21 protein-coding genes are annotated in these 26,156 nt (G+C 64.2%); 8 read left to right on the top strand and 13 right to left on the bottom strand.

The features are described 5' to 3' along the window. The first annotated feature begins 131 nt into the window (after positions 1-131). The 3 genes from VSR72_RS26570 (at position 132) to VSR72_RS26560 (ending at position 1,749) form a co-directional block, all read left to right on the top strand. Positions 132-707, top strand: a complete 576-nt coding sequence (locus tag VSR72_RS26570; RefSeq protein WP_342955337.1) for an ankyrin repeat domain-containing protein — start codon at positions 132-134, stop codon at positions 705-707. Positions 708-1,004: 297 nt separating this feature from the next. Further along, on the top strand, positions 1,005-1,370 hold the full coding sequence (locus VSR72_RS26565) for a hypothetical protein (RefSeq protein WP_028205078.1): 366 nt from the start codon (positions 1,005-1,007) through the stop codon (positions 1,368-1,370). A 154-nt stretch (positions 1,371-1,524) separates the two neighbouring features. Next, on the top strand, positions 1,525-1,749 hold the full coding sequence (locus tag VSR72_RS26560) for a hypothetical protein (protein ID WP_342955322.1): 225 nt from the start codon (positions 1,525-1,527) through the stop codon (positions 1,747-1,749). A gap of 76 nt (positions 1,750-1,825) precedes the next feature. Here VSR72_RS26560 and VSR72_RS26555 read toward each other — a convergent pair whose 3' ends face one another. The 6 genes from VSR72_RS26555 to VSR72_RS26530 form a co-directional block, all read right to left on the bottom strand. Then, complete coding sequence (locus tag VSR72_RS26555; RefSeq protein ID WP_342955321.1) at positions 1,826-3,277, bottom strand: efflux transporter outer membrane subunit; 1,452 nt, start codon at positions 3,275-3,277, stop codon at positions 1,826-1,828. A 3-nt stretch (positions 3,278-3,280) separates the two neighbouring features. Beyond that, entirely contained in the window at positions 3,281-6,445 is a 3,165-nt protein-coding gene (locus VSR72_RS26550; RefSeq protein WP_342955320.1) for a multidrug efflux RND transporter permease subunit, read from the bottom strand. 3 nt (positions 6,446-6,448) lie between these two features. Continuing rightward, positions 6,449-8,065 carry an efflux RND transporter periplasmic adaptor subunit gene (locus VSR72_RS26545; protein ID WP_342955319.1) on the bottom strand — a complete coding sequence of 539 codons (1,617 nt, stop codon included), beginning with the start codon at positions 8,063-8,065 and terminating at the stop codon, positions 6,449-6,451. Between the two features lie 407 nt (positions 8,066-8,472). Then, the gene (locus VSR72_RS26540) at positions 8,473-8,832 is read right to left on the bottom strand and encodes a hypothetical protein (protein ID WP_342955318.1); all 360 of its coding nucleotides are present in this window, start codon (positions 8,830-8,832) and stop codon (positions 8,473-8,475) included. A 145-nt stretch (positions 8,833-8,977) separates the two neighbouring features. Beyond that, complete coding sequence (locus VSR72_RS26535; RefSeq protein ID WP_342955317.1) at positions 8,978-10,303, bottom strand: MFS transporter; 1,326 nt, start codon at positions 10,301-10,303, stop codon at positions 8,978-8,980. 66 nt (positions 10,304-10,369) lie between these two features. Beyond that, positions 10,370-11,545, bottom strand: coding sequence for a M20 aminoacylase family protein (locus VSR72_RS26530; protein WP_342955316.1), 1,176 nt, complete (start codon positions 11,543-11,545; stop codon positions 10,370-10,372). 122 nt (positions 11,546-11,667) lie between these two features. Here VSR72_RS26530 and VSR72_RS26525 point away from each other — a divergent pair, with 122 nt between their 5' ends. Further along, positions 11,668-12,618: a LysR substrate-binding domain-containing protein gene (locus tag VSR72_RS26525; RefSeq protein ID WP_342955315.1), complete on the top strand. Its 951-nt coding sequence runs from the start codon at positions 11,668-11,670 to the stop codon at positions 12,616-12,618. A gap of 31 nt (positions 12,619-12,649) precedes the next feature. Here VSR72_RS26525 and bamA read toward each other — a convergent pair whose 3' ends face one another. The 3 genes from bamA to VSR72_RS26510 all read right to left on the bottom strand — a co-directional run bounded on the left by bamA (position 12,650) and on the right by VSR72_RS26510 (position 16,558). Next, positions 12,650-14,965: an outer membrane protein assembly factor BamA gene (gene bamA, locus VSR72_RS26520; RefSeq protein WP_342955314.1), complete on the bottom strand. Its 2,316-nt coding sequence runs from the start codon at positions 14,963-14,965 to the stop codon at positions 12,650-12,652. A 138-nt stretch (positions 14,966-15,103) separates the two neighbouring features. Next, positions 15,104-15,502, bottom strand: coding sequence for a hypothetical protein (locus VSR72_RS26515; RefSeq protein ID WP_028205068.1), 399 nt, complete (start codon positions 15,500-15,502; stop codon positions 15,104-15,106). 312 nt (positions 15,503-15,814) lie between these two features. Continuing rightward, positions 15,815-16,558, bottom strand: coding sequence for a hypothetical protein (locus tag VSR72_RS26510; protein WP_342955313.1), 744 nt, complete (start codon positions 16,556-16,558; stop codon positions 15,815-15,817). A gap of 71 nt (positions 16,559-16,629) precedes the next feature. On the opposite strand from VSR72_RS26510, the gene VSR72_RS26505 reads away from it, so the two are divergent. Next, on the top strand, positions 16,630-17,685 hold the full coding sequence (locus VSR72_RS26505; protein WP_342955312.1) for a phytoene/squalene synthase family protein: 1,056 nt from the start codon (positions 16,630-16,632) through the stop codon (positions 17,683-17,685). Between the two features lie 62 nt (positions 17,686-17,747). Here VSR72_RS26505 and mmsB read toward each other — a convergent pair whose 3' ends face one another. Next, on the bottom strand, positions 17,748-18,638 hold the full coding sequence (gene mmsB / locus VSR72_RS26500) for a 3-hydroxyisobutyrate dehydrogenase (RefSeq protein WP_342955311.1): 891 nt from the start codon (positions 18,636-18,638) through the stop codon (positions 17,748-17,750). A gap of 51 nt (positions 18,639-18,689) precedes the next feature. After that, positions 18,690-20,216 carry a CoA-acylating methylmalonate-semialdehyde dehydrogenase gene (locus VSR72_RS26495; RefSeq protein ID WP_342955310.1) on the bottom strand — a complete coding sequence of 509 codons (1,527 nt, stop codon included), beginning with the start codon at positions 20,214-20,216 and terminating at the stop codon, positions 18,690-18,692. A 333-nt stretch (positions 20,217-20,549) separates the two neighbouring features. Between VSR72_RS26495 and VSR72_RS26490 the strand changes: the two genes are divergently transcribed. Beyond that, positions 20,550-21,503, top strand: a complete 954-nt coding sequence (locus VSR72_RS26490; protein WP_342955309.1) for a LysR family transcriptional regulator — start codon at positions 20,550-20,552, stop codon at positions 21,501-21,503. Between the two features lie 161 nt (positions 21,504-21,664). On the opposite strand, the gene VSR72_RS26485 is transcribed toward VSR72_RS26490, so the two are convergent. Both VSR72_RS26485 and VSR72_RS26480 read right to left on the bottom strand, forming a co-directional pair. Continuing rightward, entirely contained in the window at positions 21,665-22,063 is a 399-nt protein-coding gene (locus VSR72_RS26485) for a BON domain-containing protein (RefSeq protein ID WP_342955308.1), read from the bottom strand. A 518-nt stretch (positions 22,064-22,581) separates the two neighbouring features. Continuing rightward, complete coding sequence (locus VSR72_RS26480) at positions 22,582-23,463, bottom strand: LysR substrate-binding domain-containing protein (protein ID WP_342955307.1); 882 nt, start codon at positions 23,461-23,463, stop codon at positions 22,582-22,584. Positions 23,464-23,569: 106 nt separating this feature from the next. Between VSR72_RS26480 and VSR72_RS26475 the strand changes: the two genes are divergently transcribed. Further along, positions 23,570-24,817: an MFS transporter gene (locus VSR72_RS26475; RefSeq protein WP_342955306.1), complete on the top strand. Its 1,248-nt coding sequence runs from the start codon at positions 23,570-23,572 to the stop codon at positions 24,815-24,817. Positions 24,818-25,070: 253 nt separating this feature from the next. Continuing rightward, positions 25,071-26,135, top strand: coding sequence for an ABC transporter substrate-binding protein (locus tag VSR72_RS26470; protein WP_342955305.1), 1,065 nt, complete (start codon positions 25,071-25,073; stop codon positions 26,133-26,135). The last annotated feature ends 21 nt before the right edge of the window (positions 26,136-26,156 follow it).

Genomic DNA, 26,156 nt, shown 5'->3' with positions numbered 1-26,156 from the left:
CAGCGCCTTTTTTCATGCCGCACGCGCACGACGCCCTGGCCTCGCGGCTTGCGAAGATCGGCGACAATGGGCAGGCCTCGACGGCGGCATGCTGCGCCGAATCGATCTGCGATCCGAACCAGGAGACTGCCATGACCGCCAGCGCGCCGCCTTCCCCACCGTCATCCTCTTCGTCCGGCTCGGGCGAAGACGGCGGCGAACTCGATCCGCGTTTCGTCGAGTTCGCGCGCCAGGTGTTCGACACCGCGCGCCGCGGCGAAGCCGCCACGCTCGCCACGCTCATCGACCAGGGCCTGCCGCCCAACCTGCGTAACGAAAAAGGCGACAGCCTCGTGATGCTCGCGAGCTATCACGGCCACGCCGCCGCCGTGCGCGCGCTCGTGCAACGCGGCGCCGATCCCAACCTGCGTAACGACAACGGGCAAACGCCGCTCGCGGGCGCGGCCTTCAAGGGCTACGCCGACGTGATCAGCGCCCTGCTGGAAACTGGCGCCGACGTGGAAGGCGCCTCCCCCGACGGCCGCACGGCGCTGATGATCGCCGCCATGTTCAACCGCTCCGATATCGTCGACCTGCTGCTCGCGCGCGGCGCGAACCCGGCGGCGCACGACGCCGCGGGCAACACCGCGCTCGACGTGGCGAATGCCATGGGCGCGGTGGACACCGCCGCCCAGCTCGCCGGGAAAGGCGGCGGCAAAAGCGCGTGACCTGCTGGAGTGAGTCAGAGGAGCGAATCAGGGACGTGAATCAAGGGGCGCAATCGACACCCCCAGGAAGCAGGCACGCAAAACGCTGCAAAGCGCATAACCGCGTGCGCCTTCCTGGTGTCTCTCCTGGTTTGCATACAACGCGCCGCCAGGCGACGCTATCCATGTAACACCCGTGCGTGCAGCGCCAGTGCGGGGCAGGCGATTTTCCACGAGCCGTGATATCGTTTTGTCATCGGATTCGAGAAGTCTGCACGCACCCGTCAATCGAACTCTGTTACTTTCGCGAGCGTCGCCATGAGTGATGTACGCCACCATCTGAGTCCGCGCGATCGCGTGGAGCTGCTCTGCTGGCTCACCTGCGGGAGCCTCGGGGCCTACTACCTCAACGAATCCTGGCCCAACGCGGCCTTTCACGTCCAGGCGGCGCACAAGTGGCTCGACCGTCACGCGCGCGAAGCCGACTGGCTCGCGATCGCCCGCCTCGCCGCCATGGCGCAGGACATCGCGCAGCAGCATGCGTGGTTCGTGGACGCGGTCTGGGCGCGCGACGCGGTCGAGGAAATTCTCGACACCGACGACCTGAACTACCAGGCCAAGCTCGTCCTGCAAGTGCTCAAGGACTGCGAACGAGCGCTAGCCGACCGCCGCCCCGCCGACTAAACCGGAACCCCTCAACAACGCGTTAAGCGGGGTTCCCCACACAGGCCACGCGTTTCTCCATCAAATGATGGACGCGTGGCGGCTATCCGCCAAACATACTTCCGCGTAGAGCGCTGGCGCTTTGCCAGCCGCTCGTCCATGCGGGAGAACTCAGATGCCTCGCCCCCACGCCCTGACGTTCGCCGCCGCGCTACTCGCGTTCGCGTCGGCCAGCCCCGTCGCGCTCGCGCAAACCAGCGGCCATGCAACCGCCCTCAACGCCGCCCGGCCCATCCAGTTGCAAAAAGTCGCGAAGCCGGCGCCCAAAGCCCAGCAAACCGCGAAAGCCGCCAAGCCCGCTCCGCAATCGCTGCGCTGGCTGATGTCGGAATCTCCATGAAACGAACCGGCGCGCCCGCGCCAGGTTCGCCCGCCGTAACTTCTGCCACTCCGCCTCGAAGCGCGTCCGTCGCAGGTCAAGACTGCGACGGCTTCGCGCTGTCTGCCGCCGGCGGCGGCGCTGCCGGCGTCCAGCCATAACCCAGCGCCTTATACAGGCTCACGATCTGCGCGAGTTCCTGATCCTGCAGCGACGACTGCTGCAATTGCGCATTGAAGAGGCTGCGCTCGGCATCGAGCACTTCCAGATAGCTCGTGTAACCGCCCTCATAGAGATCGCGCGCAACTGACGTGTATTCGGTGAGCGCGGCCACCTGCTGCGTCGTCGAATTCAGCTGATCGCGCGTGCGCGCCACGCCCACGAGCGCATTCTCGACATCGGCGAACGCCTGCTGGATCGTCTGCTCGTAGCTATGGAGCGCTTCCTGCTGCACGGCTTCAGCCTGATGCACGCCGCCCGCAATCGCGCCGCCCTGGAAAATCGGCTGCGTGACCGCGCCCGCAAACGACCAGATGCGCGCGGGGCCGGTCCAGAGCCCCGAGAGCGCCGTGCTCGCCGCGCCGAACAAGCCCGTGAGCGAAATCTGCGGGAAATATAGCGCGCGCGCCGCGCCGATCGATGCATTCGCCGAAACGAGCGTTTGTTCGGCCTGCAGAATATCGGGCCGCCGCTCCAGCAGCGTCGACGGCAGACCTGAGGGAATGGCGGGCGCGGTCAGCTCGGTGATCGACTTGCCGCGCGCGATCGGCCCCGGATTCTGGCCCAGCAACAGCGAAATGGCGTCTTCCTGCGTCGCGATTTGCTGCTGGATCGAGAAGACGGAGGTCTGCGCCGACTGATACTCCGACTGCGCCTGACTCACCTGCAACCTCGACACGACGCCGCCCGCATAGCGCTCGTTGAAGAGATCGAGCGCGCCCTTGCGGCTTTCGAGCGTGCTCTGCGCGATGACGAGCTGATTGTCGAAGTCGCGCAGCTGCAGATACGAGGTGGCCACGTTCGCGATGATGGCAATGCGCGTGGCCTGCTGCGCGGACTGCGTGGCCATGTAATCGGCGCGTGCGGCTTCGGTCAGGCGGCGCAAATGGCCGAACAGATCGAGTTCCCAGGAAACTGCGCCGTTCAGCTGCACCTGGTTGCCGACCGTGGGCGGAAAGCCAGGCGCAAGCGTGCTGCGGCTACGCGACGCGCCGAAATTCGCCGAAACCTGCGGGAAGAGACCCGCACGCGTCACGACGTAACGCCCGTAGAACTCCTCGACACGCGCCGACGCAATCAGGAGATCCTTGTTCTGCGCGAGAGCCTTCGTGACCAGGTCGTTGAGCACCGGGTCGTTGAACTGCGTCCACCAGTCGAGCGTGGTATCGACGGCCTCCGCTTGCGGCGAGGCGTACCGAAACGTCGACGGTGTCTCGACCGCGGGACGGTGATAGTCGGGCCCGACCGCGCAGGCGCCAAGGCAAGCCGTCGCGACGATCAGCCCGAGAGGACGCAGCGTGCGATTCGTCAGATTCGAACGTGTCTTCATCGCTCAGCCCTCCTGCGCAGGCGGCGCCGCAGGGGGCGTGCTGGCATGCGGCGCTGCGTCCTTCTTCTTGCGCGACGAGAGCGTTTCGAGTCCCCAGAAGAACATCGGGATGAAGAAGAGTGCGATCACCGTGGCGCCGAGCATGCCCGCGATCACGCCGGTGCCGAGCGAGCGGCGGCTCGCAGCCGATGCGCCGCTCGCGATGGCGAGCGGCACGCAGCCCAGGATGAACGCGAGCGAGGTCATGATGATCGGCCGCAAGCGCAGTTTCGCGGCGTGCAGTGCGGCCTCGAACGGCGACATGTTCTCCTTCTCGCGCATTTCCACCGCGAACTCGAAGATCAGAATGGCGTTCTTCGCCGCGAGCGCGATCAGCACGGTCAAGCCGATCTGGAAGTACACGTCGTTTTCCATGCCCCGCAACAAGATGCCCACCAGCGCCCCGAAGATCGCGAACGGCACGGCCAGCAGCACGCCAATCGGCAGCGACCACTTCTCGTACTGCGCCGCGAGAATGAGGAACACCATCAGCAGCGCGAAGGCGAACACGAGCGCCGCCGTCGAGCCGGCCTTCTTCTCTTCGTACGCCTGGCCGCTCCATTCAAAGCTGTAGCCCTCGCCCAGCACTTCGTTGGCGATCTGCTCCATTGCCGCGATCGCCTCGCCCGAGCTGTGGCCCGGCGCTGCGTCGCCGGTGATTTTCGCCGCCGGGAAGTTGTTGAAGCGGTTCACGATGTCAGGTCCAGGCACGAAGCGCGCGGTCGTCACGGCCTTGATCGGCACCATGTCGCCGTTGCGGTTGCGCACATAGAGCTGCTGGATATCGTCCGGGCTCAAGCGGTATTGCGGCTCGGCCTGAATGATCACCTGGAAGAGACGGCTGCTCTTCGGGAACTGGCTCACGTACAAGGAACCGAACATCGTCTGGAGTGCAGAATAGATGTCCTGAACCGGAACGCCGAGCGTTTCCGCCCGCTCGCGGTCCACTTCCACAAGCAGCTGGCGCGAATTCGTATTGATGGTGGAATTCACGCCGCGCAGCGCCGGATTCTGACGCGCCTTCGCAATCACCTGGCGCACCTTCTCTTCGAGCTGCTGATAGCTGCCGTCGCCAGTGCTTTGCAGCCAGAACTCGAAGCCGCCTGTGGTGCCGAGGCCCGGAATCGACGGTGGATTGAGCGGCACGACCACACCGTCCTTGAACGTGGAGAACGCCTTGGTGGCGTCGCGGATCAAGTCCTGCGCGGTGCCGTTCTCGCCGCGATCCTTGAAGCCTTTGAGCGTCACGAACAGCGTGCCCGCATTCGACTTGTACTGCGAGTCGATCAGGCTGTAGCCGATCGGCGCCGCCACCGAACTCACGGACGGCTGTTTCGCGAACCAGTCCTCGGCCTTCTTCGAGAGATCGCCCGTGCGGTCCAGACTCGCCGCATCGGGCATCACGACCGCGCCGAACAGATAGCCCTGATCCTCCACGGGCAGGAACGACGACGGAATATGTTTGAAGAGGCCAACGGTTGCGATCAGCATCACGACGATCAGGCCGATGGAGAGCATCACGCGCCGTATCGCCGTCTGCACCCAGCTGCCGTAGCCGTTGGTCAGGTTATCGAACTTCTCGTTGAACCAGCGGAAAAAGCGGTTCTTCTTGTGCTCGCCCGGCTTGAGCAGGATGGCCGCGAGCGCGGGCGAAAGCGTGAGCGCGACAATACCCGACAGCACCACCGAGACCGCGATCGTCACAGCGAATTGCTTGTATAGCTGCCCCGTGATGCCGGAGAGAAACGCCACCGGTATGAACACCGCGAGCAGCACCAGCACGATCGCCACCACCGGTCCGCTCACTTCGTCCATCGCGCGTTTGGCCGCTTCTTTTGGTGGCAGCTTGAACTCGGTCATGTTGCGCTCGACGTTTTCGATCACCACGATCGCGTCGTCCACCACGATACCGATCGCTAGCACCATGCCGAACAAGGTGAGCATGTTGATCGAGAAGCCGAACGCCTCCATGCCGATGAACGCCCCGATGATCGACACGGGCACCGCGAGCAGCGGCACGAGCGTGGCCCGGAAACTCTGCAGGAAGATGTACACCACGATGATCACGAGAATCACCGCATCGCGCAGCGTATGGACCACCTCGTTGATCGACTCGTGCACGAACTCGGTCGTATCGAGCGCGACTTCATACTTGAGGCCGGGCGGAAAGCTCTTGTTCAGTTGCTCGAGGGTCTGGCGCACCTGCTTGGCCACTTGCAGCGCATTCGCGCCCGGCTGCTGATACACGGCGAGCAGTGTGGCCGTCTTGCCGTTGTAGCGGCCGCGCAGCGTGTAGTCTTTCGCGCCCAGCTCCGCGTGGCCGATGTCCTTGAGGCGCACGATCGCCGCATCGCCTGACGCCGCGCGCAGGATGATGTTGTCGAATTCGGCGGGTTCGGTGAGACGGCCTTTGGTCGTCACCGGGAAGGTCTGGTTGACGGGGCTGTTGGTCGGCGCCTGGCCTAGACGGCCCGCGGAGAACTGCTGGTTCTGCTGCGCGATCGCGTTCTGCACGTCGGACACGGTAATACCGAGCTTCGCCATGCGGTCGGGCTTGAGCCACACGCGCATTGCATAGTCAGCAGAACCGAAGATCGACGCCTGGTTCGCGCCCGGAATGCGCTTGAGCGCGTCGAGCACGTAGACGTTCGCGTAGTTCGCCACGTAGGACGCATCGTAGGCGTTATCGGGCGAATAGATCGCAATCACCATCATGAACGCCGACGAACGCTTCTGCACCGACACGCCCTGGGCCGTCACCGAATCCGGCAGGAAAGGCAGCGCGAGGTTCACGCGGTTTTGCACGTCCACCTGGGCGAGCGACGGATCGGTGCCGATATTGAAGTACACCGTGAGCGTCATGTTGCCCGTCGAAGAGCTCGACGAGTTCATGTACATCATGTTGTCCGCGCCGTTCACCTGCTGCTCGATCGGCGCGGCCACGTTCTGCGCGACGATATCGGCGCTCGCGCCCGGATACGTGGCGCTCACAGTGATGGTGGGCGGCGCGATGTCCGGAAACTGGGCGATCGGCAGGTTGAACATCGACACCAGACCCGCGACGACGAGCACGATCGAGAGGACCGAGGCAAAAATTGGCCGGTCAATAAAGAAGTGGGAGAACTTCATCGTTCAGCCTCCCGCGGCGGGCGAGAACGTGACGTCCACGCGGCGGGATTTGTCGGGTGGATCGTTGGCGACGATCTGCGCCGGTTTGCGCATCTCGATGCGCTCGGCTTTCACGCCGGCCACGACCAGCGCAGAGCGCACGGTGTCCGCGCGCGCCTTTGCGAGGCGCGCGTTCGCGGCCTGCGAGCCGCTCGAATCGGTGTAGCCGGAAATCGCCACGCGCAAGCCTGGCTCGGCGACGAGACGGCGCGCCACGCCCGCGAGCGCGTCGGCCGACTGGGCGTCGAGGCTCGCGCTGCCCGAGGCGAAGTAAAGCGCGGTGTGCTCGCCCAACACGTCGGCAGCGCCGGATGCGGCGGCAGGTTTCGCGGCGGTCGTTGCCGCGTTGGCCTGAGGGTTAGCGTTCGCGTTGGCCGCAGCAGGGCCGGAAGCCCCAGCTGCGCCGCCTGCGCCACTGTCAGGCCCGCCAATATTCACGCTTGCGGGCGGCGTGGCCACGACATTCGCCTTGACTGGCGCACCGGGCATGAGCCGCAGCGTATTGTCGATGACGACGTGATCGCCCGGATGCAAGCCCGACTTGATCACCCAGTCGTTACCATTCCATTCGCCCATTTCCACCACGCGCTGCTGCGCCTTGCTGTCCTTGTCGACGGTCCACACATACGCGCCGCGCGGCCCCTGCTGGACTGCCGACTGCGGCACGGCCACCGCGGAGCTGCGCAGCGCGCCCAGCAGCTTGATGCGCACGAACTGTCCGGGCCGCAGCGACCCCGTGGGGTTCGGCATGGAGGCACGAATCAGGTAGGTGCCGGTTTCCGAGCTAAGCGAGGCGTCGGTGAACGCAATGTGGCCGCGCTCCGGATAGAGGCTGCCGTCCGCGAGCACGATCACCGCTTCGAGCTTGCCGACGGGCGGCAGCTTGAGCGTGCCGTTCTGCGTTTGCGTGCGCAGATCGAGCATCTCGTTCTCGGAGAGCGAGAAGTTGATCCACATGGGATCGAGCTTCGCCACGTACGTGAGCAGGCTGTTGGCCGCATCGATATACGTGCCGTCCTGCTTCTTCGCGTAGCTCGAAAGGCCGGTAACGGGCGCGACGATGGTCGTATAGCCGAGATTGAGCGTCGCGCTGATGACATTCGCGCGAGCGCCTTCGACTGCGGCGGCGGCCGCCTGCTCCTGGCCGACCGAATCGTCGAGATCCTTCTGGCTCAACGCATTCTTCGCCGCCAGCGGACGCACGCGGGCGAGGTTGGCCTGCGCAGTGACGAGCCGCGCCTTCTGCTGTGCAAGCTCGGCCTGCGCGGCATCGAGCGCAGCCTCGAAGGGTTTGCGGTCCATAACGAACATCACGTCGCCCGCATGGACCAGCGAGCCTTCTGTATAGACGCGCTTCTCGAGGAAACCGTTCACGCGTGCACGAATTTCGACCTGCTGCGAGCTTTCCGTCTGCCCGACGTACTCGAAGACCACGGGCACGTCCCGCAGCGCAACATTGATTACGTCGACGTTCGCGGCAGGCCGTGTTTCAGCAGCAGGTTTGTTGTCATGACATGCAGCGACACCTACCAGCAGTCCCAGCGACAGGCACAAGCTGGCCACCCGAAATCCGTGAGTCATGCTGTTCTCCGTTGTTATCGACGATCTGCGCTGGACCGACGAACTCCAAATCAGGCGCGCGCGGGCGATCGAGTCGAATCAATCGCCAAACTGACTTTGGTGCTCGAGCAAATACTACTGTTTTTCGAGACAGCGCAGAATCAGAGTGGCCAAAAATTCGCACGCGATGACAAGACCGGCACTTACGGAGCAACAGTCTCTGAATTCGTTTCGAAATCCGAAATTAAAATGCACTAATCGTTCGCTAACGTTCGCGCGTATATGCGTAACGCTTGCGTATGGAGAAAGTGACAAAGGGGGAAGCGAAGGTTGCGGACGCACGGTTCGTGCGTCGCATGAACTGCAGACGGGAGATCAATTGAGCGTGGCGCAACCGCTGTAGCGGCAGTTGCGTCACGCGTCGTACTTCAGGCGGCGCGATCGAGCTCGCGCACTGAGCCGAATTCTGCACACGAAAGCGTGCGCATAAGCAGCGCCATGGCCTCGGCCACGCGGCGGCGATCGAGTTCGACGTGCAGGCAAGCGAGATCGCTGCGGCGATCGATATCGATCGTATGCACGCCGAGCGCGTTGCCAACGAGACCATGCAGTGTGCATCGCGCGAGTTGCGCTTCGCTAGTGGGCACGCGCACGACCAGTTGGACCGTTGTGCGATGGGTTGCCGGGTGAGGCGGCTTGCGTGAGCCGCGCAGCGAGAGGACGGGCCCCGGCGTGGCGGCGGATCGGGAACCTCGGGAAGTCGAGCCCTGCGAGACGGTAGACGGCATACGTGTTGTGCGCGCCCCGCCGTTTCGGGCGGCGCGCTTGAGTTGAACACGAACCGATTCTAGGTAGCGCCGCGTAAACGTCTGGTAAATAAACGCTGCACGGCCGCTAAAAGTGCGTAGCGACAGACCAGGCCGGAGCGAAGCCTCAATCGAGCGGACGCCCCGCCGGCTCGCGAATGAGCGGCAGCGCGAGCAGCGAGACCGCCCCGCAGCCGATCAGATACCAGGCGGGCGCGAGCGGGTTGTCGAGCAGCTTGATGAGCCAGGTCGCGAAGAACTGCGCGAAGCCGCCGAAGATCGACACGCCCACGCAATACACCACCGACATGCCCGTCACGCGAATCGACTGAGGAAAGAGTTCGGGCAGCATCACGATGTTGGGAACCGCCGTGAACGCCACGATCGCGCCCAGCACGGCCACGACCGCGAGCACCGTCGCAATGGTCGGCATGGCGTGAATGAGCATGAACGCCGGATAGATCACCGCGATCAGCAGCACGCGCGAGACGCCCATCACCCACTTGCGGCCCAGCCGGTCGGACAGCGACCCAGCGAACGGCGAGCAGATGGCCGTGACGAGCGCCGCGACGAGGGCCGCGCTCATGCCGACCGACATCGGCAGGCCGAGAATCTTGATCGCATAGGTCGACATATAGAACAGCACGATATAGTTCGCCGCCGTGCCGCCGATGGTCGTCACGATGCCCGCGACGAGCGCCGTGCGGTGACGCCCGAAAATCTCGCGCAGCGGCCGCGCCATGTCGGCCACGGGTTCGGTGTCTTCGACTTCGACCGGGTGCGCAAGCGTTTCGTCGAGATGGCGGCGGATGTACACGCCCACCGGCACGACCAGCATGCCGATCACGAACGGCACGCGCCAGCCCCAGCTTTCGAGCGCGGCCTGCGAGAGCGTGGTGGAAAGCGTCACGCCGATGAGCGCGCCGCACACAGTGTTCAGGCCCTGACTGACGAACTGCCAGCTGCCGTAGAAGCCGCGCGAGCGGTCGTCGGCGTATTCGAGCAGGAGCGACGTCGACGCGCCCACTTCGCCGCCCACCGCGAAGCCCTGCACGAGACGCGCGAGCAGAATCAGCGCGGGCGCCGCGAGCCCGATCTGCGCATAGGTGGGCGCGAACGCGATGAGCGCCGAGCCGAGCGCCATGAGCCAGAGCGTGAGCGTCATGGCGGCCTTGCGGCCCACTCGGTCCGCGAACGCGCCGATCACGATGCCGCCGATCGGACGCACGACGAAACCCACGCCGAAGCTGCCCACGGCAAGCATCAACTGGTTCAGCGAGCCGTGCACCGGGAAGTACAACTGCCCGATGATCGAGGCAAAGAAGCTGTAGACCGTGAAGTCGAAGAACTCGAGCCCGTTGCCGAGCGTGATCGCGAAGATGGCCTTCGCGCGCGAGCGGCGCGTGGATGTCGGGGCCGCGGCGGCTTGCGCGTGGATCGTGCTGGCGGTCATCGGGTGTCTCCTCGGGTGTCTCGTGTCTCGTATCGTCGTGATGCGTTTGCCCGCTGGTTGCGGGCGTCAGCCGCGCAGGAAGCGTTCGGCGAGCTGCACCCAGTATGCCGCGCCGGTGGCGAGGCAGTCGTCGTTGAAGTCGTAGCCTGGGTTGTGCACCATGCAGCCGCCCTCGCCATCGCCATTGCCGATGATGAGGTAGCTGCCAGGGCATTTTTCGAGCAGGAACGAGAAGTCCTCGCTGCCGGTGAGCGGCGCCATGTCGTGAATGAGCCCTTCTTCACCAAGCCAGTCGCGCGCCACGTCCTGCGCGAACTCGGTCATCGCCACGTCGTTCACGAGCACCGGGTAGCGGCGCTGGTAGTCGATGCGCGCCGTCGCGCCATAAGCGCTCGCCTGCGCGTGCACGAGCGCCGTGATGCGCTCCTGCAGCAAGTCGCGCACTTCGGGGCGCAGCGCGCGCACCGAGAGGCGCATCTGCGCGGTTTGCGGAATCACGTTGGGTGCGTCGCCCGAATGGATCGCGCCCACGGTGACGATCGCCATGTCGAGCGGCGGCACGTTGCGCGACACGATGGTCTGCAGCGCGAGCACGACATTGGCGCACACCACCACCGGGTCGATCGCCTTATGCGGCACCGCGCCATGACCGCCACGCCCGTCGATATCGATGATGACCGTGTCCGACGAAGCCATGAACGGCCCCGGGCGGAAGCCGAGCTTGCCGGTCGGGAAACCGGGCATGTTGTGCATGGCAAACACGGCGTCGCAGGGAAAGCGCTCGAAAAGGCCTTCGTCGAGCATGCGCTTCGCACCGCCCAGGCCTTCTTCGGCGGGCTGGAAAATGAGGTGCAGCGTGCCGCTGAAGTTGCGCGACTGCGCGAGATGCTTGGCCGCCGCGAGCAGCATGGCCGTGTGGCCGTCGTGGCCGCACGCGTGCATCTTGCCCGGAATGCGGCTCGCGTAGTCGAGGCCGGTGTTCTCGTGGATCGGAAGCGCGTCCATGTCGGCGCGCAGGCCGAGTCGCTGCGTGCCTTCGCCCACCTTGAGCGTGCCCACGACGCCCGTGCCGCCCAGCCCGCGGTGCACTTCGTAGCCCCACTCGGTGAGGCGCTGCGCAACGAGGTCGCTCGTGACGAATTCTTCGAAGCCCAGCTCGGGGTGGGCGTGGATCTCGTGACGCAGCGCGATCATCTCTTCTTCGATCGCGGCGATTGCGGCCGGGATAGCCATCGTGTTCATACGAATTCCCTCCAGGGCGAGCGTGAGTGTGAATTCGCTTGAGAATAATGACGTCTCCTGGATGCCGACAGCCCTAAAATAGTTGGCCCGCCAACCAGAAGTGCGCACTCGGGTTATCCCTTATGAAGTTCCACCAGTTCCGCGCGCTCGTCGCCATGGCCGATACCGGCAGCATTCGGGCCGCCGCGCGTCAGCTCGGCATCTCGCCGGCGGCGGCAACGAAGGCGGTGCGCGAGCTCGAAGCCGAGCAGCAAATCGCGCTCGTCACGCGCAACGCGAACGGCATCGCCTTCACGGAAGCCGGTCAGGCGCTGCTCGTGCATGCGCGCCTCGTCGTGCACCAGATGTCGCGCGCCCAGGACGAACTCGATGCGCGGCGCGGGCGCGCCGGCGGTAAGCTCGCGATCGGCGTGACGCCGTGGCTCGCCCTCTCCTTCCTGCCCGACGCCGTCACGCTGTTTCGCGAGCGCATGCCCGGCATGCAACTGGAGTTCTACGAAGGCCTGCTCAACATCGTGATGCCGCGGCTGCGCGACGGCTCGCTCGACTTCTCGCTAGGCAAGCCTGGCCCCGCTTCGCTGCATGCGGAATTCACCCAAACGCCGATCTTCGCCACGGAGTCGGCCGTGGTGGTGCGCAAGGACCATCCGCTCGCGAATGCGCAATCGCTCAAGGAACTTCAGGATTGCGAATGGTTGCTCAACTGGGACCCGGCCAGCAAGGAGATGATCGCCGACGACGTCTTCCTGCGTCACGGCTTACCGATGCCGAATCACGTGCACCTGGCGCACTCGTTCGTGGTGGCGATGGGGCTCATCATGAATACGGACATGGTGAGCATCTTCCCGTGGCCGCTGGTGGAGACGCGCTTCGCGCGCGACAATCTGCGCGCGCTTGCGCTGCATGAGGAAGTGGACCGCACGGTGGTGAGCGTGGTCGCGCGGCGCGGCGTGCCGCTCTCCGCCGCAGCCGAATGCTTTCTGGACTGCCTCAAGGAGGCCATCCATGCGGGCGAGGCTTCGGCGAACCCCGAGCGCAGGCGGCTCTATCACACGCTCGAATTGCTGATCTGAGCGCTGCGATTGCCGCCTCCACGGGTAGCGCTTAGAACGACGTACCGATCTGGAACTGGAACTTCTGGTACTGATCGCCTGCGTGCTTGACGATCGGGAAGCCCAGGTCGAGCTTGAGCGGCCCGATCGGCGAGATCCATTCGAGGCCCGCGCCGTAGCTGTAACGCAGACCGTTCGCACCGGTGCTGCTGCCTTCCGTGCCCCACACGTTGCCGGCGTCCACGAACGTGAACACACGCAGCGTGCGGTCGTAGCCCGTGCCGGGCAGCGGGAACGTCAGCTCGATATTGCCCACCACCATCTTCGAACCGCCGATCGGGTCGTTCGTCGTGGTGTCGCGCGGGCCGAGCGAACCCGACTCGTAGCCGCGCACCGAACCGATACCGCCCGCATAGTAGTTCTTGAAGATCGGATACGGCTTGCCGCCCAGACCGTTGCCGTAGCCGCCCTGGAAGTTCAGCCCCAGCACGAAGCCGCGTGCGAATGAGTAGTAGTACTGCATTTGCGCATCGCCCTTGTAGTACTGCGTGCCCGCCGGCGTGCCGTATTCGGCGTTGGCCTGCGCGTAGTAGCCGCGGCTCGGCACCAGCGCGCTGTCGCGGTTGTCGCGCGACCAGCCTACGGTGAGCGGCACCGTATTCGAAACGCGCCCGAACTCGTTCACGTAGTCGATATAGGTCTGCGGCGTGCTGGAATCGACGTCGAGGCGGTCCTGCTCGATGCCGAGGCCGAAATACACCATGTCGGTCTCGGAGAACGGAATGCCGAACTTCATATCTGCGCCATACGAGATGATGCGAAAGCTCGTGTCGTTCGTGCTCGAGTAGTAAAGCGGCTCGGTCGTGCGGTAATAGACGTCGGTAATGCGCTTGATGCCGTCCACCGTGAAATACGGATCGACCTGCGTGACCGAAAGCGTGCGATAGGTCGTAGCCGTATTCACATTCAGCGAGAGGCTGTTGCCCGAGCCGAACACGTTGTCCTGCGAAATGCCCGCCGAAATGATCGGCCCCTCGCCCGAACCGTAGCCCAGACCCAGCGAAAGCGTGCCGGTGGGCTTTTCGGTCACTTTCACGTTCACGTCCACTTCGTCCTGCGTGCCTTCCACCGGCACCGTGGTCACGTCCACATCGGTGAAGTAGCCGAGGCGGTTGATGCGGTCCTTCGAAAGCGCGAGACGGTTCGAATCGAACCACGAGCTTTCGAGCTGGCGCATTTCGCGGCGCACGACTTCATCGCGCGTGCGGGTATTGCCGGTGACGTTCACGCGGCGCACATACACGCGGCGGCTCGGGTCGACCTGCAGCGTGAGCGCGACCGTGTGGTTCTTCTGGTCGATTTCGGGCAGCGCGTTCACAGTCGCGAAGGCGTAGCCGTATTCGCCGAGCTTGTCGACGATCGCCTTGGTCGTGTCCTTGAGCTTTTGCGCCGAAAAACGCTGCCCCGCCTTGACGCCAACGAGCTTTTTCAACTCCGCCTCGCGGTCGAGCAGATTACCGGCCATCTTGACGCTCGAAATCGTATAAGGCTCGCCCTCGTGAATCCCGATCGTCAGATACATGTCCTTCTTGTCGGGCGACAGCGAAACCTGCGTCGAGTCGATATTGAACTCAAGATAGCCGCGGTCCAGATAATACGAGCGCACGTTGTCGAGGTCGCCCGTGAGCTTTTCCTTCGAATACAGGTCGTTTTTCGTGTACCACGAGAACCAGTTCGGCGTGGAAAGCTGCATTTCATCGAGCAGCGCGCTGCCGCTGAACGTATTGTTGCCGATGAAATTGATCTGGCGAATCTTGGCGCTCGGCCCTTCGACCACGGAGAACAGCAGCCCGACGCGATTGCGGTCGATCGGCGTAACCGTGGTCGTGACCTCCGCCGCGTAGTAGCCGCGCGTGAGGTACTGGCGCTTGAGTTCCTGTTCCGCCTTGTCGACGAGCGCCTTGTCGTAGCTCTGTCCTGGCGAGAGTCCGACCGACTTGAGCGCCTTCGTCAAGTTATCCTTATCGAATTCCTTGATGCCCGCGAAGTCGATCGTGCCGATGGCGGGACGCTCCTGCACCTGCACGACCACCGTACTGCCTTGTGTGGAAATGCGCACGTCGCTGAAGAGGCTCGTTGCGTACAGCGCGCGAATGGCGTCGGAAGCCTTGTCGTCGGTGAAGGTCTCGCCCTGCTTGATCGGCAGATAGGCGAATACGGTGCCCGGCTCGATGCGCGTGAGCCCGTCGATGCGGATGTCCTGGACCACGAAGGGCTCGGTGGCGTGCGCCGCTGCGGTCACGCCGATGCCGAAGCCGGCGAAAGTCAGTGCGCGTGCATAGCGCGCCGTGGTAGTTGATGCCGTCATGCGGGAGGTCGAATGTGAAGCCAACGAAAGAGCCGTGAAAGTGCCGAATGGTCCGTTACCGGCGCGAGACGCGCGCGGCCGGCATCCACGGATGCGGGGTGTACAACGGGTGCGGCAAGCGAGGCCGGCGCGCCACGCCTATTGCATGCTTGCGCGGCCGGGGAGGCGCATCTTCGCGAGCCCCGTTGCGAGTGAGAGCACCTCGGTCATGTGCACGGCTTGCGCCGGTTGCAGACGGAACGACAGTTCAGCGCCGCCCGGCAGACGAAAACTCACCACGAGATGCTGCACATCGCCCGACTCGCGGCCGACCTCCCAGGCCTCGCAAGGCATGGTGAATTTCACGCTCGCGGTCTTGTGGCGAATGCGCTCGGAGCGGCCAATCGCATTGGAAAGCGCGGCGAGCAGTTCATGCATCACCGAGCAATGCAGCGCGACGCTGTCCGGCTGATTGCCGTTCACCATCAAGTACTGGCCGTCCGCAGTCAGCTCGAAATCGCGCAGGGAATGAATGGCAAGAGCCGGGGACGAGGGCATGAGCGACGCTCCGTGACAAAAGCATCGGCGGAGTCTAGTGCGCTGGGCGCGTTGCGCGCGTTACCCCGTCATTACAGGGATTACTTTCATCAATATTGCGCGGGGGCTGCGTCCGGTCGTTTCGCGCGCACCCATTTCGGCGTCAGGCCAATGCCCTGCGCGCGTAGAGCGGCTTTCAATCCGCCGTCTCCTGCACGACCCCACAGTTATCTTGAAAAATTTTTGGTAACCGTAGCGATTACGTTCGCTTTCTATCGGCAAACAGGCGTTTTAATGCGAGCAGCGTGACTGGTGCCATGCCAAAACTGGTCGTCACGTATCCAGAAAAGCCGCAAACACCTCGACGCTCGCTTGCACCGCGAGCGCCTGTAAGGGAAAGCAAGGCAAGACATCGGCAAAGGCGCTTATGCGTTCGATCCGCGCGAGCAGCACTGCGGCTGCGTCGTTGCGCACGCAGCCGTTACGGTCGAGAAATTGGCCCCAAAGCGAAAGTGCGCGCAGGCGGGCAACGGGCTGTGCGCTCGCGACGTAGTCCGCGGGAAAGAGCCGCCGGTAAGCAGGCAAGTTGTAGAGCCAGGACGTGCCGTGGACGAGCCTGTCGCCCGGCGCACAGCCGCTTTCCCGCAGACTGCCGCGCAGATGGCGGATTAGCGCGCGCAACTCGCCGCGTCGCGCGGCAAGTTGTCGGAGATCGAGCGGTGACATGCCGCTATCGGTTTGGGCGTTGAAGTGCAGGCGCACGCCGCCATGCGGTTCGTGCGCGTAAGAGAAGCAGCCAAACGTTGCGACGACCGCAGGCGCCCCTTGTTGCGTCGGGCAGCGCTGCAAATATCGCCACGTCCACTCGCACTGCTCATCGACGCTTGCGTGCCCGTCGAGCCCGCGCACATAGCCTTCCCAGAGCGGATGCGTGCGATCGAAGGCCCGCCCCGCGCCAAAGCGCACATAGAGGTTCGTGCAATCGAGCAGCGCCGCCGCGAGCGGCACGTCAGCCAGGCGCGCCGCCGTGCGCGCGAAGCGCACCTGGAGGTCGTAAAACGCGCGTTGGGGTGTCACCGGGCCTCGCCTCCTTCGTCCACGATACAATGCGGCTGCGTCCGATCCGTCCCTCGCTGCCCCTATCCGACATGCAGAATTCTACCCGGGCCTTCCTCTTGGGCCCGTTGCTCAAAGGCGTTTCCCGTTCGTTCTACCTCACGATGCGCGTGTTGCCCGCCGGCATGCGCGACCCCGTGGGCGAAGCCTATCTGCTCGCGCGCGCCGCCGACACCATCGCCGACACCGCGCTGATTCCGCCCGAGCGGCGCCTCGCCCTGCTGCTCGCGCTGCGCGAGCGCGTGAACGGCGCGACGAACCATGACACCCTGCTCGCCGATCTCGCGGGCGAGGTTGCGGGTCAGCAAACGCAATCGGACGAAAAGCTCCTGCTCGAATCGCTGGGTGGCGCGCTCGACGTGCTCGCGCAACTCGACGACGCCGATCGCCGTGCCGTGCGCGAGATCGTCACGACGCTCACCGAAGGCATGGAGTTCGACTTGCGCACGTTCCCCGACGAGCGCTCGGGCCGGGTGGCCGCGCTCAACACATGGGACGAACTCGACCGCTACACGTATCTCGTGGCGGGCTGCGTGGGCGAGTTCTGGACGAAGATGACGTACATGCACCTGCCGGGCACGCTCGCTCCCTCGCTGGAACAAACCATGTACGCGCGCGGCATCCGCTTCGGCAAGGCCCTGCAGATGGTGAACGTGCTGCGCGACTGCGGCAAGGATCTGCGCATTGGCCGCTGCTACCTGCCCGCTTCGATGCTGGCCCAGGCCGGGCTCACCGCACAGGACCTGCTGCAGCCCGGCGCCTCGGCGCGCGCGCGGCCGATCATGCTCGAACTCGTGCGTATCGCGCTCGATCATTTCCGCGCGGCCATCGACTATACGTTCGCACTGCCGCGCCTTTCGGTGCGTTTGCGGCTCGCGTGCCTGTGGCCTATTCTCATCGGCCTCGAAACGCTCGAACGTCTCGTCGACAACGACGACTGGCTCGATCCCGCGAAGACCTCGAAGGTCACGCGCAACGATGTGTATCGCATTCTCGCCTGCTCGACCGCGCTTGCGCCTTCGAATGCGCTGCTAGGCGTCTGGTTCAAACGGCTCTTTGCGCGCGTCGAGGCTCGTATCAAGGCCTAACAGACGCAGGCGCAAAAAAGCGCGCTTTGCAGCGCGCCTTTTTCGACTCGAAACTACGCGGCTCAGTCTTTCTCGGTGCGATACAGCTTGATGATCGCCGAGAAGTCGAGCTTGCCGTCGCCGTGGCTGCTCATGGCCTGATAGAGCTGCTGGGCGAGCGCCCCCATGTATGCGGGTTGATGCACGCTTTTTGCGGCGTCGGTGGCGAGGCCCATGTCCTTGAGCATGAGATCCGTGCCGAAGCCGCCCGTGTAGCCGCGCGAAGAAGGCGCGGTCTCGATCACGCCCGGGTACGGGTTGTACGTATCGGAACTCCAGCAGCGGCCCGTGGACGTGTTCATGATGCCGCCCAGCACTTTCGGGTCGATGCCGAGCGCCTCGCCCAGCGCCATCGCTTCGGCTACGCCTGCCATCGTGACGCCGAGCACGAGGTTGTTGCAGATCTTCGCCACCTGCCCCGTGCCTGTCTCGCCGCAATGGACGATGTTCTTGCCCATGCCAGAGAGCACCGGCTTCACGCTCTCGTAGTCCGCGGCGCTGCCACCCACCATGAAGGTGAGCGTGCCTGCCGCCGCGCCGCCCGTGCCGCCCGAAACCGGCGCGTCGACGAACGCATTGCCCTGCGCGGCGGCAAGCTTGGCGAACGCCTTGACGCTCGCCGGATCGATCGTACTCGAATCGATGATTGTCACGCCCTTCGCGATGCCCGCCAGCACGCCGTCTTCCGCGGTCAGCACGCTGTGCACGTGCGCCGCCGCGGGCAGCATCGTGATGACGCACTCAGCGCCGCTCGCCGCCGCCTTCGCCGATACGGCCTTCTGCGCGCCAGCCTCTGCGAGCGCTTGCATCGCGCTCGTGCTCAAGTCGAACACCGCCACCGTATGCCCTGCCTTGAGCAGGTTGAGCGCCATCGGCGCGCCCATGTGGCCCAGCCCGACGAATCCAATTTTCATGAGCCTGTCTCCGTTATTGTTCAGTACTCCATGTTGATTCCGGGCGGCGTATCAGCGCAGGCTGATCGTCGTGTTCACACCGTCGCTCACGGTGGCGTCGTCGAACCAGCGCGCGGTGACCGTCTTGGTCTGCGTATAGAACTGCACGACCTGCTTGCCGTACGGGCCCAGGTCGCCGAGCTTCGAGCCGCGCGAGCCCGTGAAGCTGAAGTACGGCACCGGCACCGGAATCGGAATGTTGATGCCCACCTGGCCAATGTCGATCTCGCTCTGGAACTTGCGCGCCGCCGCACCGCTTTGCGTGAAAAGGCCCACGCCGTTGCCGAACGGGTTCGCGTTGACGATGGCGATCGCTTCGTCGAGCGTCTTCGCCGTGAGCACCACGAGCACCGGCCCGAAAATCTCGTTCGTGTAGATGTCCATGTCGGTCTTCACGTTCGTGAACACCGTGGGGCCGACGAAGTTGCCGCTCTCGTAGCCCGGCACCTTCACGTCACGGCCGTCCAGTGCGAGCGTCGCGCCCTGCTTCACGCCCGAGTCGATCAACCCGAGAATGCGCGTTTTCGCAGCGCGCGACACGACCGGTCCGACGTCGGTCTTGGCCTCGTGGCCCGCATTGACCTTGAGCGTCTTCGCCTTTTCCACGAGCTCGTCCAACCATTGCTGCGCCGCGCCCACGAACACGGCCACCGAGGTCGCCATGCAACGCTGGCCCGCCGCGCCGAACGCCGCGCCGACGAGCGCATTGAGCGCCTGCTCGCGATTCGCATCGGGCAGCACGACGGCGTGATTCTTCGCGCCCATCATCGACTGAACGCGCTTGCCGTGTTCGCTGCCCAGACGATAGACGTGCGTGCCCACGGCCGTCGAGCCGACGAACGAAATCGCCTTCACGAGTTCATGCGTGCAGATCGCATCGACGACTTCCTTGCCGCCGTGCACGACGTTGAGCACGCCCTTCGGAATGCCCGCTTCGATCGCGAGTTCGACGAGCTGCATGGTCGAAAGCGGGTCCTGCTCCGAAGGCTTGAGCACGAACGTATTGCCGCAGACGATCGCCATCGGGAACATCCACAGCGGAATCATCGCGGGGAAGTTGAACGGCGTGATGCCGGCACATACGCCTAGCGGCTGCTGCAGCGTATAGGTGTCCACTCCGCCCGCCACGTTCTCGGCGAAACCGCCTTGCTGTAGCGTGCCGATCGAGCAAGCGTGCTCGACCACTTCGAGGCCGCGGAAAATGTCGCCTTCGGCATCGGGCAGCGTTTTGCCCTGCTCGGCGGTGAGGGTCTGCGCGATGCGCGGCATGTGCTCGCGAATCAACGCCTGGAGCTTGAGCATGATGCGCAAGCGCGCGCCGAGCGACGTGTTCTTCCACGTGGCGAATGCAGCGTGCGCGGCCTTCACGGCCTGGTCCACTTCCTCGACGGTCGCGAACGGCACGCGCGCCAGCACTTCCTGCGTGGCCGGATTGACGATGTCGCGCCACTCCTTCGTTTTCGATTCGACGAACTCGCCGTCGATGAGCAGCTTGACGGTGGAAACATGCGCGTTGGATGCCTGGGTCACTGCGTTCATCGTGAACTCTCCCTGATGGATTCGAACGGGCCGGCCGTGGCCGGATCTAGCGGAATGTGCGGAGTACGCGAAATCTTCAATCGCAGCGCGCGCGCCTGAACCCTGTGCAAACGCGTGCATTGAGGTCGAACGTGCTGAGTACGAAGTCGGGCGAGGTAAAGGAGAGTCCTGCTGAACACGAACGCGCCTGCGGCGCCCGCGCGGGGAACAACTGCATTTGCATCGTCTGTCTCCGTCCTTGTTGTCGTGCGACCGTGTCGGTTTCAGTCGCCTTGTTCAACGAGTATAGTTATTCGAATATCCACGGCATAGTGATGAAAAAGCCCATCCGATATGCAAAAAAACACAACGAGCAGCATGGAGACACTGAACTGGGACGATCTGCGCTACTTCCTGGAAGTCGCTCGCACGCAGCGCGCGAGCGGCGCCGCAAAGCGCCTGGGCGTCGACCACACCACGGTCGCGCGACGGGTGCGGGAGCTGGAGGCGGCGCTGGGCACCGTCCTGTTCGACAAATCGCGCTCGGGCGGCTTCGTGCTGACGGCCGAAGGCCAGCGCCTGCTAGCCTACGCGGATGCCGTGGAAACCACGGTGCAATCGGCCAGCGAGCAGTTCGCGATCGGCGCGCAGTCGCTCTCGGGCCATGTACGTGTGGGTTCGACGGAGGGTTTCGGCTGCTTCTTTCTTGCGCCGCAACTCGCGCGCTTCACGGGCCAGCATCCCGACATGTCGATCGACCTGTTGCCGGTGCCGCATTTCGTGAGCCTTTCAAAGCGTGAGGCCGACCTCGCGATCATGCTGGAACGTCCCGAGCGCGGACAGTATGTCTACACGAAGCTATGCGACTACCGGTTGCGCCTGTACGGCACGACGGCATACCTCGAGCGCCACCCGCGCATTCGCACGGCCGCCGACCTGCGCAATCACGCCTTCATCAGCTATGTCGCCGATCTGGCATTCAGCCACGAGCTGCTCTATCTCGAACGGACGGCGCCGAACGTGACCGCGAACCTGTGCAGCACCAGCGTGATCGCGCAGTACCATGCCGCGCTGCAGGGCAGCGCGCTCGCCATCCTGCCTTGCTTCATGGCCGAGCCGGACCCGCGCCTCGTGCCGATCCTGCCCGACGAAGTGGTGGTGACGCGGCGCTTCTGGCTGTGCAGCCGCGAGGACCTGCGCAAGCTGCGGCGCATCACGTCGCTCTGGGATTACCTGCGCGCGGCCGCCGACGCCAATCGCCCGTTACTGATGGGCGAATCGCCGGAAATGCATTACGTCGAGCCCTGAGCGAAACAACTTCGCGCTTGCGCAAGGCAACAAAAAAGCCGCACATGCAGTCCACGAACAGGACTGCATGTGCGGCCTTCAGGTAAGACGCTAAAGACACCCGCTCCGGCGCCGCCGCCCACACCGCGAAGGGCGATGGGCGCGCGCCGGCTAGCCGATGCTCAGGTCCCAACCGGGCGGATCGTCAGCGCATTGCGCACCGACGTTACGCCTTCCACGCCCTTGGCGACATCGCCAGCGCGCTGGATCTGCGACGAATCGGGCACGGTGCCTTGCAGCGTGATGGCGCCGTCTTTCGCACGCACGGTGATGTTGGAGACGCTCACGTTCTTCTCACGCGCGAGGGCCGCACGTACCTTACGGCCAAGCGCACGGTTCGCTGCGCGTGCCTGCTTCAACGCTGCCTTCGATTGATTGACGTTGTGCTGAGCTGCGGCAGTCGGACCGCTGGCAGGGGCTTCTGCTGCGGCCGGTGCCGACGCGTCCTGTGCATAGACCTGGAACGAGGCCGCCACGAGTGCCGTGGCTGCGGCAAGCTTGAACATCTGAATAGCCTTCATGCAGTTTCTCCTGTTGTCAGTCTTATTGCTGGCCCAGGAATGGGCCGTTAACTACACCTTTGACTACAAAACATTCGCGCGCCAAACGGCGATGGGGAGTAACAATACCGCAACTATTTCATTCTTGACACGAGGCGTGCCCAATCTGTGATTCCACGCCACACTTCCTGTCGCTTTCCGCAGACGAATACGCCTGATTGTCCAAATAGTGAAGCCATCGCGCAAGCGGCCATTTGAATCGCTTCACGCATCCGCTTCCTTTGCGCTTCACAGCCCTTTACACCTGCTTTACGGCCCATTCATCGGCGTTTCATTTCCGCTTTTAAACGCCCGGCGCAATGCCTTCAGCCATGATCCGCTTTGGTGCATGCGATATGAATACAATGACTAATCGCGTATTGCAGAGCGGGATTGAGCCTCTTTATTCAAACAGCAACGCGCATCACACAAACGGCGTTGACAATACCCACAGCGGTTAACCCGAATACCCATTGCGCAATACGGGAAGCCGGCCGCCATCAATTTGCCAATTGCGCCTTTACCCATCGATAGAATTGCTGGATCGCCGCCTCGCGCGGATGCCCCTCGCGCCACGTGAAGTAATAGTCGAGCGAAGCCGGAATACGCACCTGCCCCAACTGCACCAGCTCGCCACGCTCGATGAAGCCGCGCGCGAGTTGCAAACGCGCCGTGGCCGCCCCCTGCCCGGCCACCGTGGCCTGGAGCAGCAGGCCGGCGTCGTCGAACACCGGTCCGCGCTCCGGCTCGTCGCCCGCCACGCCCGCGGCCTCGAAGAAGTCGCGCCACGAGCGGCGCGAAAAACGCAGGAGCGGCATGCTTGCGAGATCTTCGATGCGAAAGTCCGGATGGCGCGCGAGCAAGGCCGGGCTGCACACCGCAACGACCTGGTCGTCCAGCAGCTTACGGATCTGGAAACCGGGCTCGTCCACCCGCCGATGCCAGATGCCGATGTCGAAGGGATAAGGGTCGGGCGGCGTGACGTCGGCGTGCATCCGCAGCGAGAGATCGACCATGGGATGGCGATCGTAGAAGTCGCCCAGGCGCGGAATCAGCCAGACGGAGGCGAAATCGGACATCACGCTCAGCTCGAGCCGCGTGACGCCGCTCACGCCGGGCCGCGTGGCGTCGAGCGCGTCGCGCAGGTCGTCGAGACTGCGGCGCACGCGCTCGGCCAGCTGCGCGCCTGCCGCGGTGGGAATCATTTGGCTGCCCGCGCGGCGGAACAACTCGACGCCCAGTTCCGTTTCGAGCGCGCGCAGATGATGGCTAACGGCGCTGTGCGTCAAATGCAATTCTTCCGCGGCACGGCTGAAACTACGCCGCCGCGCAGCGGCTTCAAGGGCGCGCAGCGCCTGCAGTGGGGGGAGAGATCGGGCCATGACGTCAAATTCTACTCACAATGCCGTCTGAAATCTCTCGCTGGCCTCGCACACGGCAATCGCCAATAATCGACAGCCAGGCATTCGATCCGCTTTCGCCACAACAATGACCTCACTCAGACTGCGCGTATTCGCCGTATTCGCGCTCGGCTATTTCATTTCGTACCTGTTTCGCGGCGTCAATCTCGGCTTCGCGCCGTTTCTCTCGCGTGAAATGGGCTTCACGGCGACCGATCTCGGCACGCTCACGAGCCTCTATTTCCTCGGCTTCGCGGGCGCGCAGATCCCGGGCGGCGTGCTGCTCGACCACTATGGCCCGCGCCGCGTCACCGCATGCGTCATGCTCGTGGCCGCAACGGGCGCGTTGATCTTCGGCGTGTCGCACAACATGGCCGCGATGATGGTGGGCCGGCTCTTGATTGGCGTGGGCGTGTCGGTGTGCCTTGGCGGCGCGTTCAAGGCCACCGCGCAGCACTTTCCCGTCGCGCAGCTCACGCTCGTGAACGGCCTCGTGATGGCCGTGGGGGGCCTCGGCGGCGTGGCCGTGGGCGCCCCGCTCTCGTGGCTGCTTTCGATCGCGCCATGGCGTGCGGTGAGCCTCGGGCTCGCGGCACTCACGGTGCTCGTGGCCGCCATCATCTGGATTGGCGGGCCGCGCACGCGCGACACCCACCACCAGGCGAGCGTGCTCGAACAGTTCAAGGGCACCGCGCACATCCTGCGCAGCCATGCGTTCTGGAAGACTGCAACATTTTCCTCGCTGACCCAGGCCGTGTTCTACGCCATGCAGTCACTGTGGGTCGGCGCGTTCCTGCGCGACGTGGTGCCGGCCGGCACAGCCGATGTCGGTGCGCGTGCGGCCTCGCTCGTTTCCGTGCTGGGCGGCGCATTCATTGTCGGCAACATCGGCTTTGGCGCGCTCGCACGCGGCTTCGAGCGGCGCGGCGTGAGCGTCCAGCTCTTTTCCGGCGTCACGATGCTCGCTTTCGTGCTCGTGCAAGCGTTGCTCGCCGCACGGGTGCCGCTGCCCGCGTCCTTGCTTTGGGCTGCGTACGGCGCGTTTGGCGGCACCGGCATCCTCACTTATGCGGTCCTCGCCGAACATTTCCCCCCGCGCCTGATTGGCCGCGTGAACACGACGTTCACGCTCGTCATCTTCATTGGCATCTTCGTTCTGCAGATCGCGATCGGCGCCGCGCTGGCGCACTGGCCGGCACTCGACGGCCACTACCCCGCGATTGCGCATCAGACCGTGTGGACGGTCCTCGTCGTGCTGCAAGTGCTCTGCGCCGTGTGGTACTTCATGCCGTCGCGGCGTGCGGCTGCGACGCGCCGCGCAATCGAAACGCAATAAGGCGCGCTTTTGCGTTTCTGTTCACATCGATAGCACGATTTCTTCCTTCGGCACGGGCGCAGCTTCACTATCATGAAGGCGCCCTGCCGATCACCTTCCCCATAACGCGCAGCGCTTTTCTCGAGAAATACAAATCTCGAATCATTGGTTGTCCTGATCGGCACGCACGGAAAAGAATGACCCAACGGCAATGACGGCGACGCAAGCCCGCCAGTCTACGCACCCTGTTTCGTCACTCATATCCGACCTGCCCATGCGTTCACATCGCGTTCTGCAGTACCTGCTTTGCGCAGCGATTTCGTTCATCTCCCTGCATGCCGCGGCCGTTGAGCCCGCCGTGATCCGCATCGGCGTCGCACAGCAAGGCGCGGGCGATCCGCCCACCTTCGGCGGTTCGACCGCCGCCACGGTGCAAGGCCAGCGCTTGCTCGAAAAGGAATTCGCCGCCGACGGCATCAAGGTCGAGTGGCTCTTCTTCAAAGGCGCGGGCCCGGCTGTCAATGAGGCCATTGCCAACAACGCACTCGACTTCGCCTATCAAGGCGACCTGCCCTCGGTGCTCGCACGCGCCAACGGTCTCAAGACCCGCATCCTGCTGGAGTCGGGCGTGCGCTCCGGTGTGAAAGTGGGCGTGCCCGCCGATTCGGACATCAAATCGATCAAGGATCTCAAGGACCGGCGCGTCGCCATTTTTCGCGGCACGAACCTGCAGCTCGTGGCGGACAACGCGCTCGCCGAGAACCAGCTCGACGAGCACGCGCTACGCGTGATCAACCTCGATACCGCAAGCTCGCTCGCGGCGCTCGCATCAAAAGGCATCGACGCTTCGGTGAACGACTATCACCTCTACCGGCTGCGCGACCAGGGGCTTGCCCGCATCGTCTACGAATCGCAGCACGATGGGCCGCAGTTGACGCGTCAGGCGCATCTGCTCGTGCTCGACGGCTTCGAGAAGGCGCATCCCGATATCGTGCAGCGCGTGGTCAATGTCTTCGTGCAAGCGGCGCAATGGTCGTCCGATGAAGCGAACCGCGACGCGCTCTTCAAGCTCTGGGCGAAGAGCGGCGTGAGCTACGCGTCCTGGCAGTCCGAATTCGGCGAGCAGCCTCTCAAGTACCGCAATTCGCCGCTGATCGATCCGTTCATCGTGGCGCGCTACAAGGCCGTGGCGCAGGACGCGCTGCGCCTGAAGCTGATTCGCCAGCCGGTGGAGGTCGACTCGTGGTTCGAGCCGCGTTACCTCGACAACGCGCTGCGCACGCAAAAGCTCGAACACTACTGGACCCGCTACGACGCCGCCGGCAAACCGCTTGGCTGAGCAAGCGAGAGGAACTGCATC

Origin of the sequence: Paraburkholderia sp. JHI869, assembly GCF_038900775.1 — a bacterium.
In the GTDB taxonomy this organism is placed as follows: Bacteria; Pseudomonadota; Gammaproteobacteria; order Burkholderiales; family Burkholderiaceae; genus Paraburkholderia.
The sequence above is the reverse complement of the archived record's forward strand: the minus strand, read 5'-3'. Positions and strand labels throughout refer to the sequence as shown.

Bases quoted from the DNA above. Each gene is read 5' to 3' on its own strand.
- VSR72_RS26570 (WP_342955337.1), top strand. From the start codon at position 132: ATGACCGCCAGCGCGCCGCCTTCCCCACCGTCATCCTCTTCGTCCGGC.
- VSR72_RS26565 (WP_028205078.1), top strand. From the start codon at position 1,005: ATGAGTGATGTACGCCACCATCTGAGTCCGCGCGATCGCGTGGAGCTG.
- VSR72_RS26560 (WP_342955322.1), top strand. From the start codon at position 1,525: ATGCCTCGCCCCCACGCCCTGACGTTCGCCGCCGCGCTACTCGCGTTC.
- VSR72_RS26555 (WP_342955321.1), bottom strand. From the start codon at position 3,277: ATGAAGACACGTTCGAATCTGACGAATCGCACGCTGCGTCCTCTCGGG.
- VSR72_RS26550 (WP_342955320.1), bottom strand. From the start codon at position 6,445: ATGAAGTTCTCCCACTTCTTTATTGACCGGCCAATTTTTGCCTCGGTC.
- VSR72_RS26545 (WP_342955319.1), bottom strand. From the start codon at position 8,065: ATGACTCACGGATTTCGGGTGGCCAGCTTGTGCCTGTCGCTGGGACTG.
- VSR72_RS26540 (WP_342955318.1), bottom strand. From the start codon at position 8,832: ATGCCGTCTACCGTCTCGCAGGGCTCGACTTCCCGAGGTTCCCGATCC.
- VSR72_RS26535 (WP_342955317.1), bottom strand. From the start codon at position 10,303: ATGACCGCCAGCACGATCCACGCGCAAGCCGCCGCGGCCCCGACATCC.
- VSR72_RS26530 (WP_342955316.1), bottom strand. From the start codon at position 11,545: ATGAACACGATGGCTATCCCGGCCGCAATCGCCGCGATCGAAGAAGAG.
- VSR72_RS26525 (WP_342955315.1), top strand. From the start codon at position 11,668: ATGAAGTTCCACCAGTTCCGCGCGCTCGTCGCCATGGCCGATACCGGC.
- bamA (WP_342955314.1), bottom strand. From the start codon at position 14,965: ATGACGGCATCAACTACCACGGCGCGCTATGCACGCGCACTGACTTTC.
- VSR72_RS26515 (WP_028205068.1), bottom strand. From the start codon at position 15,502: ATGCCCTCGTCCCCGGCTCTTGCCATTCATTCCCTGCGCGATTTCGAG.
- VSR72_RS26505 (WP_342955312.1), top strand. From the start codon at position 16,630: ATGCAGAATTCTACCCGGGCCTTCCTCTTGGGCCCGTTGCTCAAAGGC.
- mmsB (WP_342955311.1), bottom strand. From the start codon at position 18,638: ATGAAAATTGGATTCGTCGGGCTGGGCCACATGGGCGCGCCGATGGCG.
- VSR72_RS26495 (WP_342955310.1), bottom strand. From the start codon at position 20,216: ATGAACGCAGTGACCCAGGCATCCAACGCGCATGTTTCCACCGTCAAG.
- VSR72_RS26490 (WP_342955309.1), top strand. From the start codon at position 20,550: ATGCAAAAAAACACAACGAGCAGCATGGAGACACTGAACTGGGACGAT.
- VSR72_RS26485 (WP_342955308.1), bottom strand. From the start codon at position 22,063: ATGAAGGCTATTCAGATGTTCAAGCTTGCCGCAGCCACGGCACTCGTG.
- VSR72_RS26480 (WP_342955307.1), bottom strand. From the start codon at position 23,463: ATGGCCCGATCTCTCCCCCCACTGCAGGCGCTGCGCGCCCTTGAAGCC.
- VSR72_RS26475 (WP_342955306.1), top strand. From the start codon at position 23,570: ATGACCTCACTCAGACTGCGCGTATTCGCCGTATTCGCGCTCGGCTAT.
- VSR72_RS26470 (WP_342955305.1), top strand. From the start codon at position 25,071: ATGCGTTCACATCGCGTTCTGCAGTACCTGCTTTGCGCAGCGATTTCG.